The sequence below is a fragment of the Sphingopyxis sp. genome (assembly GCF_036675685.1).
In the GTDB taxonomy this organism is placed as follows: Bacteria; Pseudomonadota; Alphaproteobacteria; order Sphingomonadales; family Sphingomonadaceae; genus Sphingopyxis.
Window position 1 is genome coordinate 41544 of the sequence record NZ_JAKFEM010000049.1, and the last position, 17167, is coordinate 58710.

Sequence of the window (17167 nt, forward strand, 5' to 3'; positions counted from 1 at the left end):
TGCGTTTTGAAGCGCCGCTCAGATCCCGCCGACGCCGGGATGACGGAAGTGTAAGAGCATTTTAGCAGCCCTTATACTTCCAATTCCGCTCCTTGCCCTCGGCGACCTGCGCGACGATCGTTTCGATGCGCTTGGCGCGCGTTTCCTCGCGTTTCGCCTCGATCACCCATTCGATATAGTCGCGCCGTTTGCCAGGCGAGAAGGCGTCCCAATGGCCCTGCGCCGCGGTATTGGCCTTGAGCGCTGCTTCGAGATCGAAGGGCAGGTCGAGCGCCGGCTTGGCCTTCGGTGGCGGGCGCTTCGGCTTGCCTTCGGCACCGAGCGCCGCCGCCTTGGCGATCATCGCCGCCATCGCCGCGTCGCCCGGCAGGTCGGCGAGTGAGGCGAGGCGCCCCATGCTGCCCATCGCGCCCTTGTTGCGCGGCGAGCCCGTGACTTCCTCGTCGCGCCAGAAGCCGAAGGTCGCATGATCCTTGAACGCCGCCATCCCGGCGAGATTCTGGCCGTGGAGCACGAAATGCGGCACGCCCCATTTCAGCGTCTCTTGCGCGCCCGGCGCATGTTTGTGCACCAGTTCGCGCAAATGGGTCAGGATCGGCTGCGCAAAGGGCTGCGCCTTCGCGATATAGGCGTCGACACGCGGGTCGCGGGCTACGCCGGCCACCGCGCTGCGACCAGATAGTTCAGCGCCTCGCTGCCACCGAGCTTGAAGCCCTTCGCCGGCGACGGCGACAGGCCGGTGCGGTCGATGACCTCCAGCCCCGCGCCTTCGAGCAACGCGGTCAATTCCTCGGGGCGCAGGAACTGGTCCCAGTCGTGCGTCCCGCGCGGCACCGCGCCCACCCGCTCGGCCGCCTCGACCAGCAGCAGCTTCGACAATGTCGTGCGGTTGGGCGTCGAGAGGATCATCAGCCCGCCGGGCGCGAGCCGCGCCGCGAGCTCGCCGATGAAGGCGGCAGGATCGGTGACATGCTCGACGACCTCCATCGAGGTCACCAGATCGAAGGTCGCGGGCGGCAGCGCGGCGAGTTCGCCGGCATGATAGGTGATCGCCAGCCCCTGCCCCGCGGCATGTGCCTGCGCGGCGGCGATATTTTCGGGCGCGGCATCGACGCCGGTGACCTTCGCGCCCATGCGCGCCAGCGGTTCGGCGAGCAGCCCCGCACCGCAGCCGACATCGATCGCGGTCCGCGCCGCCAGCGCATAACGCTCGCGCGCATCGACATGCCAATGCGCATCGACCTGGTCGCGGATATAGGACAGGCGCACCGGGTTGAGCTTGTGCAGCATCGCCGACGACCCGTGCGGGTCCCACCAGTCGGCGGCGAGCGCGCCGAAATGGGCGGCTTCGTGCGGATTGATCGTTGCAGCGCTCATGCCCTGCGATGTGGCACTCCGGTTTCCACGCCGCAAGAAAATTTATCCCGACGGGATAATCGCCGCCCTTGCCATCGCCCTCCCCCTTCCGTAACGACGCGAGCGCCGCAGAAATGCTTGGAAAAGTTGCGGCCGAAACCAGTTCAGGAAAGCGGGGCGACATGGCGCGGATCGTGATGAAATTCGGGGGCACGTCGATGGCGGGCACCGAGCGGATTCGCACCGTCGCGAAACTCGTCGCGCGCGAAGTCGCCAATGGCAACGAGGTCGCGGTCGTCGTCTCGGCGATGGCGGGCGAGACCGACCGGCTCGTCAATTTCTGCCGCGAGGCGAACCCGCGTTACGACCCCGCCGAATATGACGTCGTCGTCGCCGCCGGCGAACAGATCACGTCGGGCCTGCTCGCGCTCACCTTGCAGGCGATGGGCACCCCCGCGCGCAGCTGGCTCGGCTGGCAGCTCCCGATCCGCACCGAAGAGGCGCACGCCCGCGCACGCATCGCCGACATCGACACCGGCGCGCTCGGCGCCGCGATGGCCAAGGGCGAGGTCGCGGTGATCCCGGGATTCCAGGGCCTGATGGACGATGGCCGCATCTCGACCCTCGGCCGCGGCGGGTCGGACACGAGCGCAGTCGCTGTTGCCGCGGCGCTGAAGGCCGATCGCTGCGACATCTACACCGACGTCGACGGCGTCTACACCACCGACCCGCGCATCGTCGCGCGCGCGCGCAAGCTCGATTTCGTCACCTATGAAGAAATGCTCGAACTCGCGAGCGTCGGCGCCAAGGTGCTCCAGACCCGCTCGGTCGGGCTCGCGATGAAAGAGGGCGTGCGCGTGCAGGTCCTGTCCAGCTTTGTCGAAGGCGACGAAGCCCCCGCCACCGGCACGATGATCGTCAGCGACGAGGAAATAGAGGAACATCAGATGGAACGACAGCTGATCACCGGCATCGCCCACGACAAGAATGAAGCGAAGATCATCGTCACGCGTGTCCCTGACAAGCCGGGCGGGGTCGCGAACATCTTTGGCCCGCTCGCGGCGGCCGGGATCAACGTCGACATGATCATCCAGAATGTCGGCCGCGAAAAGGGCGAGACCGACGTGACCTTCACCGTGCCGGGCGCTGACCTCCTCCGCTCGATCGACCTGCTCGAAAGCGCGAAGGAAAAGATCGGCTTCAACCGCATCATCAGCGACGACAAGGTCGCGAAGATCAGCGTTGTCGGCGTCGGCATGAAGAGCCACGCGGGCGTTGCAAGCACAATGTTCCGCGCATTGGCCGACCGCGGCATCAACATCCAGGCGATCTCGACCAGCGAGATCAAGGTCAGCGTGCTGATCGACGAGGACGAAACCGAACTCGCGGTGCGCGTGCTGCACACGGCGTACGGTCTCGACGCCGAGTAAGCTATTCGGCCGCCAGTGGTTGCAGCTCGCCGCCCACGCGGCGGCGCAGCCGCGCCTGCCCGATGAAATGCACTACCGCGATGTGGACCGCGAACAGGCCGAATTTCGACGCCAGCGGGAATATCCCGATGAACAGCGGCCACCAGGCGGTGAAGAAGAGTGCGATAACGAGGTTGAGGCCCGCGCTCGTGAACATCAGCACCGCCCAGATCATGCCGAACCGGTCCATGACATCGCCGACCAGCGCCAGCTGTTCGGGCAGGATATAGCGATTGAGCCAGCCGCGACGCAGCATCACCGTGCCGACGATCAGATAGACGATCGTGGGCTTTGCCATCACGAAACGCGGATCACCGGTGAAGAGCGTCGCCGCGGCAGTGAGGAGCACCGAGGCCAGGCTGATCCACTGCAGTGCCGCAACCTTCTTGCCACGCGCCAGTTCATAGCCGACGACCGCGATCGCAACCGCGGTACCTGCAATCGTTGCGGGCACGATCCCCGCACCGGCGACCAGCAGCACCGCAAAGACGATGACGCCCAGCGAGTCAAACAGCATCGGCCCGAGAGCATAAAGCAAGGTTTTCATCCGCCCGTCCTTTCCGACTCAATGTTTCCACTGTCAATATCAAAGGCGTGGCAGCCGGAGTCAAGCATTAAATTGACAGCGTCAACATTGCAGGGTTAAGCGGTGGCATGACCAAGCCCTATCATCACGGCGATCTGCGCGCCGCGCTGCTCTCCGCCGCCGAAGAAATCGTCAACCGCGACGGCATCGCCGGCCTGACTTTGCGCGGTGTGGCACGCGACGTCGGCGCCTCGCACGCGGCGCCCAAAAATCATTTTGATGATCTGACCGGGCTGGTCAGCGAACTCGCGGCGGTCGGCTTCAACCGCTTCGCCGATCGCATGCAGACCGCCGCCGCCGCGCAGGCGTCACCGACGGACAAGCTCAACGCCATTGGCCGCGCCTATGTCGAATTTGCGCTTGCCGAGCCCGGCCTGTTCCAGCTGATGTTCCGCGGCGAACGGCTCGACAAGACACGGCCAGCGCTGCGCGAAGCGATGGAGCGGGCCTTTGGCACCTTGACGGGTTCGGTTGCCGCCACGCATGCGGGCGATCCCGATGCGGCCCGCGCAACACGCGCCCACGCCGCGCGCGCGTGGAGCATGGTGCATGGCTATGCGATCCTGCTCCTCGACGACCGCCTCAACCCGCTGCTGGATAAGGACGCCCCAAGGGCCGATGCAATGGCGCTGCTCGACGACATGCTGATGCAGGGCTGAGAAAAGGACCCGCCCCCGGGCCCATGTTCCCAAGGGCGGGTCCGCGACCCGTCGTCTTTGCGGTCACCGCTGCTCGCACGGCATGATGCGCGAACAGCGGCGCCAGAGATCAGGCGAGGTCGAACCGGTCGGCGTTCATCACCTTGGTCCAGGCCTTGACGAAGTCCTTCACGAACTTCTCCTCATGGCCCTTCTCGGCATAGACTTCGGCCGTCGCGCGGAGCTGCGAGTTCGAGCCGAAGATCAGGTCGGTGCGCGTCGCGCGCCAGCGCTCGGTACGCCCGCCGCGATCATAACCGATGAACTCTTCGTCGGCGCTGGTGTCGACGACTTCCCACAGGGTGTCCATGTCGAGCAGGTTGACGAAGAAGTCGTTGGTCAGCTGGCCGACACGGTTGGTGAACACGCCTTCCTTCTTGCCGCCCTGGTTCGCGCCGAGGACGCGGAGGCCGCCGACGAGCACGGTCATTTCGGGAACCGACAGGCCGAGCAACGACGCGCGGTCGAGCATCAGTTCCTCGGTCTTCACACTATGCTTGGTCTTCAGATAGTTGCGGAAGGCGTCGGCCTGCGGCTCCATCACCTCGAAGCTGTCGGCATCGGTCCATTCCGCGGTCGCGTCGCCGCGGCCGCCGGCGAAGGGCACCGAAACGTTGAAGCCGGCGTCCTTCGCTGCCTTTTCAACCGCCGCGCTGCCCGCGAGGACGATCGCGTCGGCCATCGACAAATTGCCGCGCAGTTCGTCAATCTTGGCGAGAACCCTCGACAGCTCGGCGGGATCATTGACCGCCCAGTCCTTTTGCGGCGCGAGACGCACGCGCGCGCCGTTGGCGCCGCCGCGATGATCGGACTTGCGATAGGTCGAGGCCGAGGCCCACGCCGCCTTGACGAGTTCGCCGACGCTGAGGCCCGAGGCGAGGATCGCGGTCTTGAACGCGCCGACATCGGCATCGGACGGCTTGATGCCGGCGGGAACCGGATCCTGCCAGATCAGGTCTTCGGCGGGCACTTCGGGGCCGAGGTAGCGGGCCTTGGGCCCCATGTCGCGATGGCAGAGCTTGAACCAGGCGCGCGCGAAGGCGTCCTTGAACGCTTCATGATCGTTGCGGAATTTTTCTGAAATCACCCGGAATTCGGGATCGACCTTCAGCGCCATGTCGGCGGTCGTCATCATCGTCGGCACCTTCTTGCCCGGATTATGGGCGTCGGGGGCCTTGTCCTCGTCCTTCTGGTTCACCGGCTGCCATTGCTGCGCACCCGCCGGGCTCTTCACCAGCTCGTAATCATAGTCCAGCAGCAGGCGGAAATAATTTTCCGACCATTCGGTGGGCGTGTTGACCCAGGCACCTTCGATGCCGCTGGTGATCGCATGCGCACCGACCCCGGTCTCGAAGCTGCTCGTCCAACCGAGGCCCTGGAGCGCGATGTCGGCGCCTTCGGGTGCATCGCCGACCAGGCTCGCATCGCCCGCGCCATGCGCCTTGCCAAAAGTATGGCCGCCCGCGGTCAGCGCCACCGTCTCCTCATGGCTCATCGCCATGCGTTCGAAGGTGATCTTGATGTCGCGCGCCGACGCCAGCGGGTCGGGGTTGCCGCCCGGACCTTCGGGATTGACATAGATCAGCCCCATCTGGATCGCCGCGAGCGGGTTTTCGAGGTCGAGGTCCTTGTCGGGGTCGATACGCGTCTGCACGCCCTGGTTGACCCACAATTCCTCAGCGCCCCAGTAAATGTCGCGCTCGGCCTCATAGACGTCGGCGCGGCCGCCGCCGAAGCCGAACACCGGTCCGCCCATCGATTCGATCGCAACATTGCCGGTCAGGATGAACAGGTCGGCCCAGCTGATCTTGCTGCCATATTTCTGCTTGATCGGCCACAGCAGGCGGCGCGCCTTGTCGAGGTTGCCGTTATCGGGCCAGCTGTTGAGCGGCGCGAAGCGCTGCTGCCCGCTATTGGCGCCGCCGCGTCCGTCGGCGGTGCGATAGGTGCCCGCGGCGTGCCATGCCATGCGGATGAAGAAGGGACCATAATGGCCATAGTCGGCGGGCCACCACGGCTTGCTGTCGGTCATCAGCGCGGTGAGATCGTCCTTCAGCGCCTGATAGTCGAGCAGCGCGAACGCCTTGGAGTAGTCGAAATCCTCGCCCATCGGGTCGGGCGATGCGCCGCCCTGGTGCAGGATTTCGAGCGGCAGCGCGTCGGGCCACCAGTCCTTGTTCGTCCGGCCGAGCAGGCCGCGGAACCGGTCCTTGCCTACCGGGCAGCCTTTTGCGGGATCGATGGGGGTGGGGTCGTTCATGCAGTCTCTCCTTTTATGGTTTGGGATTATCATGTTCGGGTCGTCGCCCCTGCGAAGGCAGGGGCCGTCGTCGTTTTACACCGCCATGGCAGTTCGAGACCGCCAGCGGCCCCTGCCTTCGCAGGGGCGACGTGCTTCTTTAAGACGGCAAGTTATCGAGTCGATGACACCATCCTTTCGCTCTGACTGGGGGAGGATAGGGCCCACCTCCCCATCGACCTAACCGAATAAGCTGAATTCAGTGATTGAGCGATCCGATTACAAACGCCCAAAACCGGGCGAACGTTCGCCGCTTTCATCGCAGAACGGCCACACCCCGGCGAAAGGTCACCGCGAACCGGAACATTGCGGCGGCCCGGCGAGTTTCTCCGACGCCGCATCATGATGTGATGCGCGGCAAAAGGAGATGGAAAGTGGCTAACACCCCCAACCAGCAGAACGAGAAAAAACCGCAGGCGGACCGCGACGAAGAGCAACGCCGCCAGCAACAGCAGCAGGGCGGCCAGAACCGCCAGCCCGGCAGCGACCAGCGTCCCGATCAGGGCCGCCAGAACCCGCAGCAGCGCTGACCCAGCCTGCATGAGAAAGGGGCCGCCCGCGGGCGGCCCCTTTTCATTTGGGCAGATTGTCTTCGGATCAGAAGCTGGCCTTGATCGTCCCGCCCCAGGTGCGCGGATCACCCGGCAGGCCGACGATCAGCCCGGTGTTACCCGGCCCGACGCTCAGCTGTTCGAGGTAATTCTGGTCGAACGCGTTGCGGACCCAGCCATAGATGTCGAGGCCATTCTCGGTCCGGAAACCGGCGCGGAAGTTCGACAGCGAATAGCCCTCGATCCAGGTGTAGGCCGACGGCGACGGGTTCGACGAGAAACTCGACCGATAGCTGCCATCATACCCCAGATAGAATTGGCCGTCCTGCCCGAACAGCTTGGATTCGGCGTTCGCCTCGGCCCCGAACGAGAACGCCCACTTCGACACCCCCGGCAGGCGCTGGCCCGAAATGTCGCAGTTCGCGGGGCTGAGGCCGGGCACGCCCGGCGCCGCCGGCGTCTGTCCCGCACCGACCGTCGTACCCCCCGAAAGTTCGGGAGGGCATGGCGCATCGACGAAGCGCTTGTATTTGGCATCGGTGTAGGCGCCGTTGACATAGGAGCGGAACCGCTCGCTCGGACGCGCCGAGAAGTCGAATTCGACACCTTGCGTGCGCACCTTGCCCGCATTGGCGAGATAGCCGCGCAGCACACCGAACTGGCCATTGTTCACATTGGCCTGATAATTTTTGATGTCGGTGCGGAAGGCGGTGAGGTTCAACGTCACCTCGCGGTCCAGGAATTCGGCTTTCACGCCCGCTTCATAATGGTTGACCGATTCGGGCTTCACCGTTGCCGCGTCGAGGATCGGATTGTTCGCGGCGTCGCTCGGCACGCCATTCTGATTGATGCCGCCCGATTTGAAGGTTTTGGCATAGGTCGCATAGAACAACAGGTCAGGCGTCGCCTTGTAAGTTGCGGTCAGGTCGTAGCTGAAGTTCCAGTCGCTGAACGAGGGCGAGATTTCTTGCGGCGCAAAGACGCCGAGACGCGCCACGGTGATCGCGTCGGTCGGGCCGAAGACGACGGGCGTTCCGTCGCCGGCAAAGACGCGGCGCTGATAGAAGCCGTCCTTCTTGTCATAGTTCAGCCGCACGCCCGGCTGGATCGTGAACTGGTCGGTGACCTTCCAGCTCACCTGCCCGAACAATGCCGCGCTGGTGTTCTTCAGATATTGGGTATTGATCGCGGTCAGGCCGTCGAGCACCGCCGGATTGTTCGCGAGCGCGCTCGTCGGATTGAGCGTCCAGCGGCTCGACGCCGGGCCGTGCGCTTCGGTGCCCTGTGTGTCGATGCGCTGGTAATAATAGAAGCCACCCACCACGAAGTCGAAACGGTCGCCGGTGTAATCATAGCGCAGTTCCTGCGTGTACTGGTCCTGCTGCGACGGGTTCTGCGACTTGGTGACGATCGGCAGGCCGGTGAAGTCGCGGTCGTTTTCGGGTTGCCAATCCCAATAGCGCCACGCGGTGACCGAGGTCAGCGTGCCGGGGCCGACATCCCATTTGATGCGCAGCGCGGCGCCGCCGATCTCGTTCCCGGCGTTGAGGTTTGCATCGAGGTCGGTCAACCGGTCGTAGGGATTGGTGCTGGGTACGACATAGCTCTGCGCCGCGGCGAGCGCCGCATATTGGCGGCTCAATGGCCGCTGCGTCGCGCCGGTGCGGACGAAGACCGAGCTGCAGCACACCGCTTCCTGCTTGTTCCAGTCGCCGCTGAGCGTGACACTCAAGTCATCGTTCGGTTGCCACAAAAGCTGCCCACGGATGCCGATATTGTCCTGGCTCTGGACCCGGCGATCGCTGGTGACATTGTAGATGGTGCCACGGCGACTGGTCGACGACACCGCGATGCGCGCCGCGAGCGTGTCGGACAGCGGGCCCGAAATCGCGGCCTTTGCCTGCTTGAAGCCCAAATTGCCGATGCTGACCTCGGCCTTGCCCTCGAAATCGAAGGTCGGCTGGTTGGTCGTGATGTTGATCGCGCCCGCGGTGGTGTTCTTGCCATAGAGCGTCCCCTGCGGCCCGCGCAGCACTTCGATCTGCGCGACGTCGAGGAAGTCGAAGGTCGAGGAGGCGACGCGCGAATAATAGACGTCGTCGACATAGATGCCGACGCCCTGTTCGATGCCGTCGTTGGTGAGGCCGAACGGCGCGCCGATGCCGCGGATGTTGACCGCCGTGTTGCGCGGGTTCGACGAATAATATTGCAGCGTCGGCGTCAGCTGCGTCAGGCGGCCGACGTTGAAGCTGCCGGTATTGTCGATCTGTTCGCCGTCGACGACCGAGATGGCAATCGGCACGTCCTGTGCGGTTTCCTGGCGGCGGCGCGCGGTGACGATGATTTCGCCGCCATAGCTGCCGCCCTCGACTTGTGCGGCGGTCTCGTCCGCGGCGGCTGCCGACGCTGCCGCCCCGGCATCGTCGGTCGCGGCGGCCTCAGTGGCAGCGGCGGGCGTCGCGGCGAACGCGAGCAGGAATGAAAGCGTTAGCGAGGATGTCTGCACGCGGCGGCGGACGGACGGGTATTTTGCGGTCATGACAATTTCCTGTTGCAAAGAAAATTGCCACATCCGGTGGTCCGGTCTGCGGCAGGATGAGGGGGAGAGCCCTCTTGGGAGCTGTTGAAATCAGTTGGGGTAGCGGTGGCGCTCGGTAATATCGACCTGCACCAGCCGTCCCTCGTGGACGGTGAGCTGGATCGCGCCGAATTTCAGCTTTTCGAGGGCCTCGAGCACGGTCTGAACCGCGCGGGGCACCTGCTCGGAGCCGCCTGTCGCGGCCTCCCGTGAGGAGCTCATGTCAATTCCTTTCCCTGATGGATTCGTGGGGCAAGCATATGCCAAGTGATTTAGTTGACAATGATTGATTTGCTTTCTGCGCCAAAAGGTTCGGTTGTCGCGCCGAACCGACTCGGCTGCACGGCAGGCGGATCGGGGATTATCGCAGCGCATTGCGCCCGCGCGCATCAACTGGCAAAGGCGCTCTCAATGAGCAAAATTAATGATCTGATGGCCCGCGGGACCGAGCTTCTCGGCAGCGATTACGCTATCCTCTGCGGCGCGATGAGCTGGGTTTCCGAACGCCACCTCGTCAGCGCGATCAGCAATGCCGGCGGATTCGGCGTGATCGCGTGCGGCGCGATGACGCCCGACCTGCTCGATACCGAGATTGCGGCGACCAAGGCGCTCGCGACGCGCAATTTCGGCGTCAACCTGATCACCATGCACCCACAGCTGTTCGACCTGATCGACGTGTGCGCGAAACATGGTGTCGGCCATGTCGTGCTGGCGGGCGGGCTCCCGCCCAAGGGCAGCCTCGAGGCAATCAAGGCCTCGGGCGCAAAGGTCATCTGCTTCGCCCCGACCCTCGCGCTCGCGAAGAAACTCGTCCGGTCGGGCGTCGATGCGCTGGTGATCGAGGGGATGGAGGCCGGCGGCCATATCGGTCCGGTGTCGACGAGCGTGCTGGCGCAGGAAATCCTGCCGACGCTGGCCGACGAGGTTCCGATCTTTGTCGCCGGGGGCATCGGCCGCGGCGAGGCGATCGCCGGCTATCTCGAAATGGGCGCATCGGGTGTCCAGCTCGGCACGCGCTTCGTTTGCGCGACCGAAAGCATCGCGCATCCCAATTTCAAAAAGGCCTTTCTCCGGGCCTCGGCGCGCGAGGCGATCGCAAGCGTCCAGATCGATCCGCGCCTGCCCGTCATCCCCGTCCGCGCGCTCAAGAATGCGGGGACCGAAGCCTTTACCGCGAAGCAGCGCGAGGTTGCGAACAAACTCGACACGGGCGAGGTTGACATGATGGCGGCGCAGCTTGAAATCGAGCATTATTGGGCGGGCGCGCTGCGCCGCGCGGTGATTGACGGCGACGTCGAAAACGGCTCGTTAATGGCAGGGCAATCTGTCGGTATGGTATCCGAAGAAGAGGGTGTCGCCGATATTATCGCAGCTTTGGTGCAGCAGGCCGAAACGGCGTTGCACGCGCGGGGTTGACGCCGCATGTTTTTGCGGTTGGGGAGTGGATCATGAATTTGTCGCGCAAGATCATCGTCGCCGGGCTGCTCGCGAGCGTCGCCGCCTGTGCGCCCAAGCCGCCACCGCCGCCACCGCCGCCACCGCCGCCACCGCCGGTCATCGTTGTGCCGCCGCGGCCGCTGCCGCCGGGCAATGCCGCGGTGACGCAGATCCTGCCCGGACGTGGGATCGACGGCCGCTTCGTCACGGCGAACAGCAACGTCACCGGCGATCGTGCCTTCTGGCAACTCAAGATCGGATTGAATGTCGCCGCCATCGGTTGCCGCGGCCTTGAGGAAACGACGCTCGTTTCGGCCTATAACAATATCATCAAGGCCCACGGCAAGGTGATCCGGTCGACCGAAAAGACGGTGATCAAGGACCTCGGCAAGGAAAATGGAACCAACGGCACCGCCGCGCGCGACCGCCTGTCGACGCAGCTGTTCAACTATTTCGCCCAGCCGCCGGCGCAGCGCGCTTTCTGTGCGCGCGCCAACGAAATCGCGCAGCTCGTCTCATCCACACCGACCGCGCAGGTTATCGAACAATCGCCCACGCACCTCGCGCGGCTCGACCAGCCGTTCCATGATTTCTACGAAGCCTATGCCCGCTATCAGTCCGACGCTGTTGCGTGGGATGCCAAATATGCCCCGCCCCCGCCGATCATGAGCGCGCCCGCTCCGCTGGCACCGATCGGCCCGACCCAAACACCGACTGCGGCCACGCCGGCGCCGCCGGCCTCGCCCGTCGGAGGCTGACCCCCGGCACGGCAGCGCGGAAGCAGTGTGGCTTCCGCGCAACGCTCGGCGGTGACGATATTCCATTCATCGCATTTTGCCCGGAGGCCCCCTTCGGGCGGGTGACGTCATGCCGCCCCTCGTGCCGCTGCGACCCGGGATTGCTGCACCAAATCTCTGCCGCGAGCGGCATTTCAGTCGATCCCCGGCGCGCCCGAAAATGGTCAAGGCGATATTGCCGAAAGCGGTTTCCAATCCGTTCATGATGAATTCCCGCTAACAACTCGATTCCCCGCTTCGCCTTATCCTCCCATCAGCCGGGACGTCCGGCGAGTCCCGAAAGGGCATGGGGGAATAGGGAACATGACCAGATGGATCGGAGTCGTCGCCGCGATTGCGGCGCTCAATACTGCTGTGCCCGCTTCGGCACAGAGCCTGCCGGAGGAACCGCAGGCGCCGGGCTTTGCCGCACCGAATCTTCGCCTGCCGCCGCGCAACGCGCACGGCGACTATCTGACGCCGAACCGCGACCTTGCAGGGCATGATGCGTTCTGGAACCTGCGTATCGCACTCAATGTCGCGGCGATCGGCTGCCGCGGCCCGGCATCCTATCAGCTGATTGCCGACTATAATCGCATCATCGCCCGCCATTCGCCGCTGATCCGCAGCGCAGAGACGGCCGTGATCGCACGGCTCGGCCGCGAAACCGGAACGAACGGCATCAGCACGCGCGACAAGGTGTCGACCCGGTTGTTCAACTATTTCGCGCAGCCGCCAGCGCAGCGCGAATTCTGCCGCGTCGCGGGATCGATCGCGCAGCAGGCAGGCGCAATGGAGGCGGCGCCGCTGCTGTCGATGGCGCCTGCCATGCTCGCGCAACTCGACCAGCCGTTCGTCGATTTCTATCACGCCTATGAGCGCTACGAGGTCGAACTGGTCGCTTATCGTAGCGCGCGAGACTTTCGCGAGCGCGGCCAAGGCGGGACGATGCTGGCAGCGGCGAAGCCGTGACCGATTTTCGTGCCGGGCAATAGCAACGGCGCCAAGCATCTGTTAGCAGGGTGGAGCGATGACCAATGCTCCACCCCCACCCTCTACCGCGGCGCAGTCGGCGCGCACCATCCTGACCCGATTACACGAAGTGATGGCCTCGCGCGCGAACGCGCAGGGCAAGCTCAACCAGGTCGTCGGCATCATCGGCGAATGCCTCGATAGCGAGGTCTGCTCGATCTACCTGCTGCGCGACGGCGCGCTCGAACTTTATGCGACGCGCGGGCTGAAGCAGGAAGCGGTGCACGTCACCCGCCTGGGCCTCGGCGAGGGGCTGGTGGGCATGATCGCCGACCAGATCGAAACGCTGAACCTCGACGAGGCGGCCGCGCATCCCGACTTTTCCTATCGCCCCGAAACCGGCGAGGAATTGTTCCACAGCTTTGCCGGTGTGCCGATCATCCGCCGCGAACGCGCGGTCGGCGTGCTCTGCGTCCAGCATAGCGATCCGCGCCGTTATGACGATATCGAGATCGAAACGTTGCAGACCGTCGCGATGGTGCTGTCCGAACTCATCACCAACGCCGACCTTGTCGACACCGCGGCGCGCACCGACGCCGCGGCGACCGACCAGTCGGCGCAGCGCCTGAACGGACAAAAGCTCGTCGACGGTATGGGCGCCGGGATCGCGGTGTTCCACCAGCCGCGCATCACCATCGAGCATACGGTCGCCGACGATACCGAGGCCGAGCGTCACCGCGTCTATGCCGCGTTCGACAAGATGCGCGAGCAGATCGACCGCATGGCGAGCCAGGCCGATTTCGGCGTCGGCGGCGAACATGAAGAGGTCATCGAGACCTACAAGATGTTCGCCTATGACGAAGGATGGTCGCGACGCATCAACGAGGCGATCGACAGCGGCCTGACCGCCGAGGCGGCGATCGAGCGCGTCCAGCAGCGCACCCGTATGCGCATGCGCCAGATCGACGATCCGTTGCTGCGCGACCGCATGCACGACCTGGAGGATCTGTCGAACCGGCTGATCCGCATCGTGTCAGGACAGATGGGCACCGCGGCGCAAATGGGGGGGCTGCGACAGGATTCGATCCTGATCGCGCGCAACCTCGGCCCTGCCGAGCTGCTCGAATATGACCGCCGCCGCCTGAAGGGCGTCGTGCTCGAGGAAGGTTCGCTCACCGCCCACGTCATCATCGTCGCGCGCGCAATGGGTGTTCCGGTGCTCGGCCGCGTCAGCGATGTGCGCGCCTCGATCCGCGAAGGCGACCTTCTGCTGCTCGACGCCGCGGCGGGTGCGCTGCATGTCCGCCCAACACAGGCGGTGCAGGATGCGTTCGATGCCAAGCTCGAGATTTCGCAGAAGCGCCGCGCCAACCTCGCGTCGCTGCGCGACCTGCCCGCGGTCACCAAGGACGGCGTGCCGATCGAGCTGATGATCAATGCGGGCCTCCGTGAGGATGTCGCCGCGCTCGACCTGACCGGCGCGCGCGGAATCGGGCTGTTCCGCACCGAATTCCAGTTCCTCGTGTCGGCGACTTTGCCGTCGCGCGATCGCCAGCAGCGGCTCTATCGCGACGTGCTGGACGCCGCGGGCGACCGGCCGGTGATCTTCCGCACCGTCGACATCGGGGGCGACAAGGCGCTGCCCTATATGAATGTCGGCGACAGCGCGCAGGAGGAAAATCCGGCGATGGGCTGGCGTGCGCTGCGGCTCGCGCTCGAGCGCGAGGGGCTGCTGAAGGTTCAGGCGCGTGCCTTGATGGAAGCGGCGGCGGGCCGTACGCTCAACGTCATGTTTCCGATGGTGTCCGAACCCTGGGAATATGAGGCCGCGCGCGACCTGTTCGTCGGGCAGCGGGCATGGCTCGCGAGCCATAACAAGAAGCTGCCGGTCGCGATCCGCTATGGCGCGATGCTCGAGGTTCCGGGGCTGGTCGAGACGCTCGACCTGATGCTGCCGCACCTCGATTTCCTGTCGATCGGGACCAACGACCTGACGCAGTTCCTGTTCGCCGCCGACCGCGCGCATCCGCGGCTCGCGGAACGCTATGATTGGCTGTCGCCCATCGTCATGCGTTACCTGGCACGCGTGGTGCGGATCGTCTCGGGAAACAAGGTCGCGCTCGGCGTGTGCGGCGAGATGGGCGGACGCCCGCTCGAGGCCATGGCGCTGCTCGGTGTCGGCATCGAACGACTGTCGATCACCCCGGCAGGCGTCGGCCCGGTGAAGGCGATGATCCGGTCGCTCGACCTCGGCGCGCTGCGCGCCGACATGCCGGCGATGCTCGCCCAGCCTTCATCCGACCCGCGCGGCCAGTATCAAGCCTGGGCCGAGCGGCATCACGTCGATCTGGGCGATTGACGCTCGAGGTAATTGCGCCGCCGATGATGTTTATGTTATGTTCTCCTCAATTGGAATGAGGAGAGCAAGCATGAATGATTCGACTCCGCGCGCGACCGGCCAATGCCATTGCGGCGCCATTCGCTATTCGATGTCCACCGCGGTTCAGCATCATGCGCTTTGCCATTGCAGCGATTGCCGCCGCCATTCGGGCGCACCGATGGTGGGCTGGGGGCTGGTCGGGCAGGACGAAATCGACATCAGCGGCACCGCCAAAATCTATGCGTCGTCGGAACACGGCCGCCGCCATTTCTGCGACACTTGCGGCACCGGGCTCTTCTATACCAACGACGCCATTTTCCCGGGCCAGATCGACGTCCAGACCGCAACGCTCGACGATCCCGACCTGATCCCGGCACAGGCGCAAATCCAGACCGCCGAACGCATCGGCTGGATGGAAAAGCTGGGCAGCCTCCCCACCTTCGAGCGCTACCCGCCCTTCGAATAAGCGGTTATGCCGCTGGCAAGCGGACGGATGGAAGTCGGCTTAGGGGTGGAAAGCGGACGTCGCGACCCGGCCTTAGATCGTCCTCCATCCCCGCGCGTAATTGGCGAGCATTGAAGACGCCATCCATTCCGTCCACGAATAAAATTCACTTCCATCTTGCCCTCTGACCCGACGCGCATATCCGAGCTGCACAAGTTCACCCATTAGCGATTTCAAATTTTCCAAAATCGCACCGGTTACGGGTTCCCCGAATGATGGAACGCCTAAGGGAAGCTCGAACGGGTCAGGCGTTTCCGGCAGAAGATTATTGTAGATCGTCGTCGAAACCAGCGCGCCAAGAACCCCATCAAACGGTGCCAACTGATGCAGTATATCAGCGCAACGATCGAAGTCTGGCTCAATTAATCTCCATCGAACCCAACCGCCCTCAAGCACCCCGAAATCGGCAAGAAAATTCATTGGGTTCTGGTCGTGGCTGGACACCGAATAGAATCCCAAGCGGCCGTCATCGTCGAAAACCTCAAGCGTGTTGTTATCCAGCTCTAATAGCAACCGGATTAAATGCCGACATACCTTCCATTCAGGAGCCTCTCGCAGGCTTGAGGGGGAGGGATTGGACATTATTTCAGCTGTGGGCCAACATTTGATAACAAACGATTATTGTTGCTGACAATGCGCTTCCCTCAGACGTCCGAAATTGGTCGATTGCCGTCAAGGCAACCAGATCCGCAGCGAATAGCCGGAACGGGGTGGGGGCGGCCATATCGGTCGCGGCTCACAAACCTTGAAAAGGCTTACGGAGAGCGCCGCTTCATGGGCGAATGGAGGCTGGCAAAGGGGTTTTCGTTACCGTCATAAATACTTGGTGGCTCACCATCTTTCCTTGCCGGGGCAATCGCAGCCGAGAACGAAAATCCCACTTTGCGCTGAACACAGCGAACTACCTCAAGGCTCGATGGAGCCTCGGGTCGCAAATCTATGGGAAACGATACCGCCTCCCCATGGAGCATGGAACGATCGATCGTAACAACCAACGGGCCGCAGAGCGCAACCACTTCCGCAAGATACGGCGCGGAAGCGACGCATTGGTCGCTAATTATGATCTGGCCCTTGTCGTCTTCGCACGAGACCAAGCCCGCGATGTTTCCGCCGGTAAACTCGGTCATACTCAGGACAACATACTTACCTTGGGATGGATTTCCTGGCGTCTGCGATGGTTGGCTGCAAGCGACAACAGCGCCAAGGCTCAAAGTCGCCAGAAAGGTTTTCATCCTCAAAATTTGCTGCCGTTCCATAGCTCATACTCCGACATATTTGTCATGTCGGCAATTGGTCGTTTGCTGCCATCCCATCCAGATTGGCGGTGAACGGCGGATATGGGGTGGGGAGCGGTCGTGGTTCATCGCGCAGGTAAAGTCAGCTTCTGATAGCGTCGAACATTTCGATCGGATTTAGAAGACCTTTCCGCTCGTCGTTGGAGAGGTCCTCATATTTCAGCGCCTCATGACACTTTTCTATCAGAATTCTGTCTAAGTGCCTGGCTCGGAAGTGCATGAACACAAAATGGGCACGCCACTGGACGAACTCAGAAAAATCTTT

17 protein-coding genes are annotated in these 17167 nt (G+C 63.8%); 9 read left to right on the top strand and 8 right to left on the bottom strand.

What is annotated here, in order from left to right:
* Positions 1-61: 61 nt before the first annotated feature.
* The gene (locus V6M50_RS17590) at positions 62-664 is read right to left on the bottom strand and encodes a YdeI/OmpD-associated family protein (protein WP_332819880.1); all 603 of its coding nucleotides are present in this window, start codon (positions 662-664) and stop codon (positions 62-64) included.
* Positions 652-1377 carry a bifunctional 2-polyprenyl-6-hydroxyphenol methylase/3-demethylubiquinol 3-O-methyltransferase UbiG gene (ubiG, locus tag V6M50_RS17595; RefSeq protein ID WP_332819881.1) on the bottom strand — a complete coding sequence of 242 codons (726 nt, stop codon included), beginning with the start codon at positions 1375-1377 and terminating at the stop codon, positions 652-654. The genes V6M50_RS17590 and ubiG overlap by 13 nt, the downstream gene beginning before the upstream one ends.
* A gap of 161 nt (positions 1378-1538) precedes the next feature.
* On the opposite strand from ubiG, the gene V6M50_RS17600 reads away from it, so the two are divergent.
* Positions 1539-2786, top strand: a complete 1248-nt coding sequence (locus tag V6M50_RS17600; protein WP_332819882.1) for an aspartate kinase — start codon at positions 1539-1541, stop codon at positions 2784-2786.
* A gap of 1 nt (position 2787) precedes the next feature.
* Here V6M50_RS17600 and V6M50_RS17605 read toward each other — a convergent pair whose 3' ends face one another.
* Positions 2788-3372, bottom strand: coding sequence for an inner membrane-spanning protein YciB (locus V6M50_RS17605; protein WP_332819883.1), 585 nt, complete (start codon positions 3370-3372; stop codon positions 2788-2790).
* A 107-nt stretch (positions 3373-3479) separates the two neighbouring features.
* Between V6M50_RS17605 and V6M50_RS17610 the strand changes: the two genes are divergently transcribed.
* Complete coding sequence (locus V6M50_RS17610) at positions 3480-4070, top strand: TetR/AcrR family transcriptional regulator (RefSeq protein ID WP_332819884.1); 591 nt, start codon at positions 3480-3482, stop codon at positions 4068-4070.
* Positions 4071-4179: 109 nt separating this feature from the next.
* Here the strand turns inward: V6M50_RS17610 and katG are convergent, their stop codons facing one another.
* Positions 4180-6369 (bottom strand): catalase/peroxidase HPI, encoded by a 2190-nt coding sequence (katG, locus tag V6M50_RS17615; protein ID WP_332819885.1) that lies wholly within the window; start codon positions 6367-6369, stop codon positions 4180-4182.
* Positions 6370-6782: 413 nt separating this feature from the next.
* Here katG and V6M50_RS17620 point away from each other — a divergent pair, with 413 nt between their 5' ends.
* Positions 6783-6938, top strand: a complete 156-nt coding sequence (locus V6M50_RS17620) for a hypothetical protein (protein WP_327452348.1) — start codon at positions 6783-6785, stop codon at positions 6936-6938.
* 67 nt (positions 6939-7005) lie between these two features.
* Here V6M50_RS17620 and V6M50_RS17625 read toward each other — a convergent pair whose 3' ends face one another.
* The gene (locus V6M50_RS17625) at positions 7006-9498 is read right to left on the bottom strand and encodes a TonB-dependent receptor (protein WP_332819886.1); all 2493 of its coding nucleotides are present in this window, start codon (positions 9496-9498) and stop codon (positions 7006-7008) included.
* 90 nt (positions 9499-9588) lie between these two features.
* On the bottom strand, positions 9589-9759 hold the full coding sequence (locus tag V6M50_RS17630) for a YezD family protein (protein ID WP_332819887.1): 171 nt from the start codon (positions 9757-9759) through the stop codon (positions 9589-9591).
* Between the two features lie 189 nt (positions 9760-9948).
* On the opposite strand from V6M50_RS17630, the gene V6M50_RS17635 reads away from it, so the two are divergent.
* The 5 genes from V6M50_RS17635 (at position 9949) to V6M50_RS17655 (ending at position 15568) form a co-directional block, all read left to right on the top strand.
* The gene (locus V6M50_RS17635; protein WP_332819888.1) at positions 9949-10953 is read left to right on the top strand and encodes an NAD(P)H-dependent flavin oxidoreductase; all 1005 of its coding nucleotides are present in this window, start codon (positions 9949-9951) and stop codon (positions 10951-10953) included.
* Between the two features lie 32 nt (positions 10954-10985).
* Entirely contained in the window at positions 10986-11732 is a 747-nt protein-coding gene (locus V6M50_RS17640; RefSeq protein ID WP_332819889.1) for a hypothetical protein, read from the top strand.
* A 342-nt stretch (positions 11733-12074) separates the two neighbouring features.
* Positions 12075-12722, top strand: coding sequence for a hypothetical protein (locus V6M50_RS17645; protein ID WP_332819890.1), 648 nt, complete (start codon positions 12075-12077; stop codon positions 12720-12722).
* 58 nt (positions 12723-12780) lie between these two features.
* Positions 12781-15081, top strand: a complete 2301-nt coding sequence (ptsP, locus tag V6M50_RS17650) for a phosphoenolpyruvate--protein phosphotransferase (RefSeq protein WP_332819891.1) — start codon at positions 12781-12783, stop codon at positions 15079-15081.
* 70 nt (positions 15082-15151) lie between these two features.
* The gene (locus V6M50_RS17655) at positions 15152-15568 is read left to right on the top strand and encodes a GFA family protein (protein WP_332819892.1); all 417 of its coding nucleotides are present in this window, start codon (positions 15152-15154) and stop codon (positions 15566-15568) included.
* A 72-nt stretch (positions 15569-15640) separates the two neighbouring features.
* On the opposite strand, the gene V6M50_RS17660 is transcribed toward V6M50_RS17655, so the two are convergent.
* Positions 15641-16189: a hypothetical protein gene (locus V6M50_RS17660; RefSeq protein WP_332819893.1), complete on the bottom strand. Its 549-nt coding sequence runs from the start codon at positions 16187-16189 to the stop codon at positions 15641-15643.
* 200 nt (positions 16190-16389) lie between these two features.
* Between V6M50_RS17660 and V6M50_RS17665 the strand changes: the two genes are divergently transcribed.
* Positions 16390-16935, top strand: coding sequence for a hypothetical protein (locus V6M50_RS17665; protein ID WP_332819894.1), 546 nt, complete (start codon positions 16390-16392; stop codon positions 16933-16935).
* Between the two features lie 49 nt (positions 16936-16984).
* Here V6M50_RS17665 and V6M50_RS17670 read toward each other — a convergent pair.
* The coding region (locus V6M50_RS17670; RefSeq protein ID WP_332819895.1) for a hypothetical protein at positions 16985-17167 on the bottom strand (183 nt) is incomplete at its 5' end.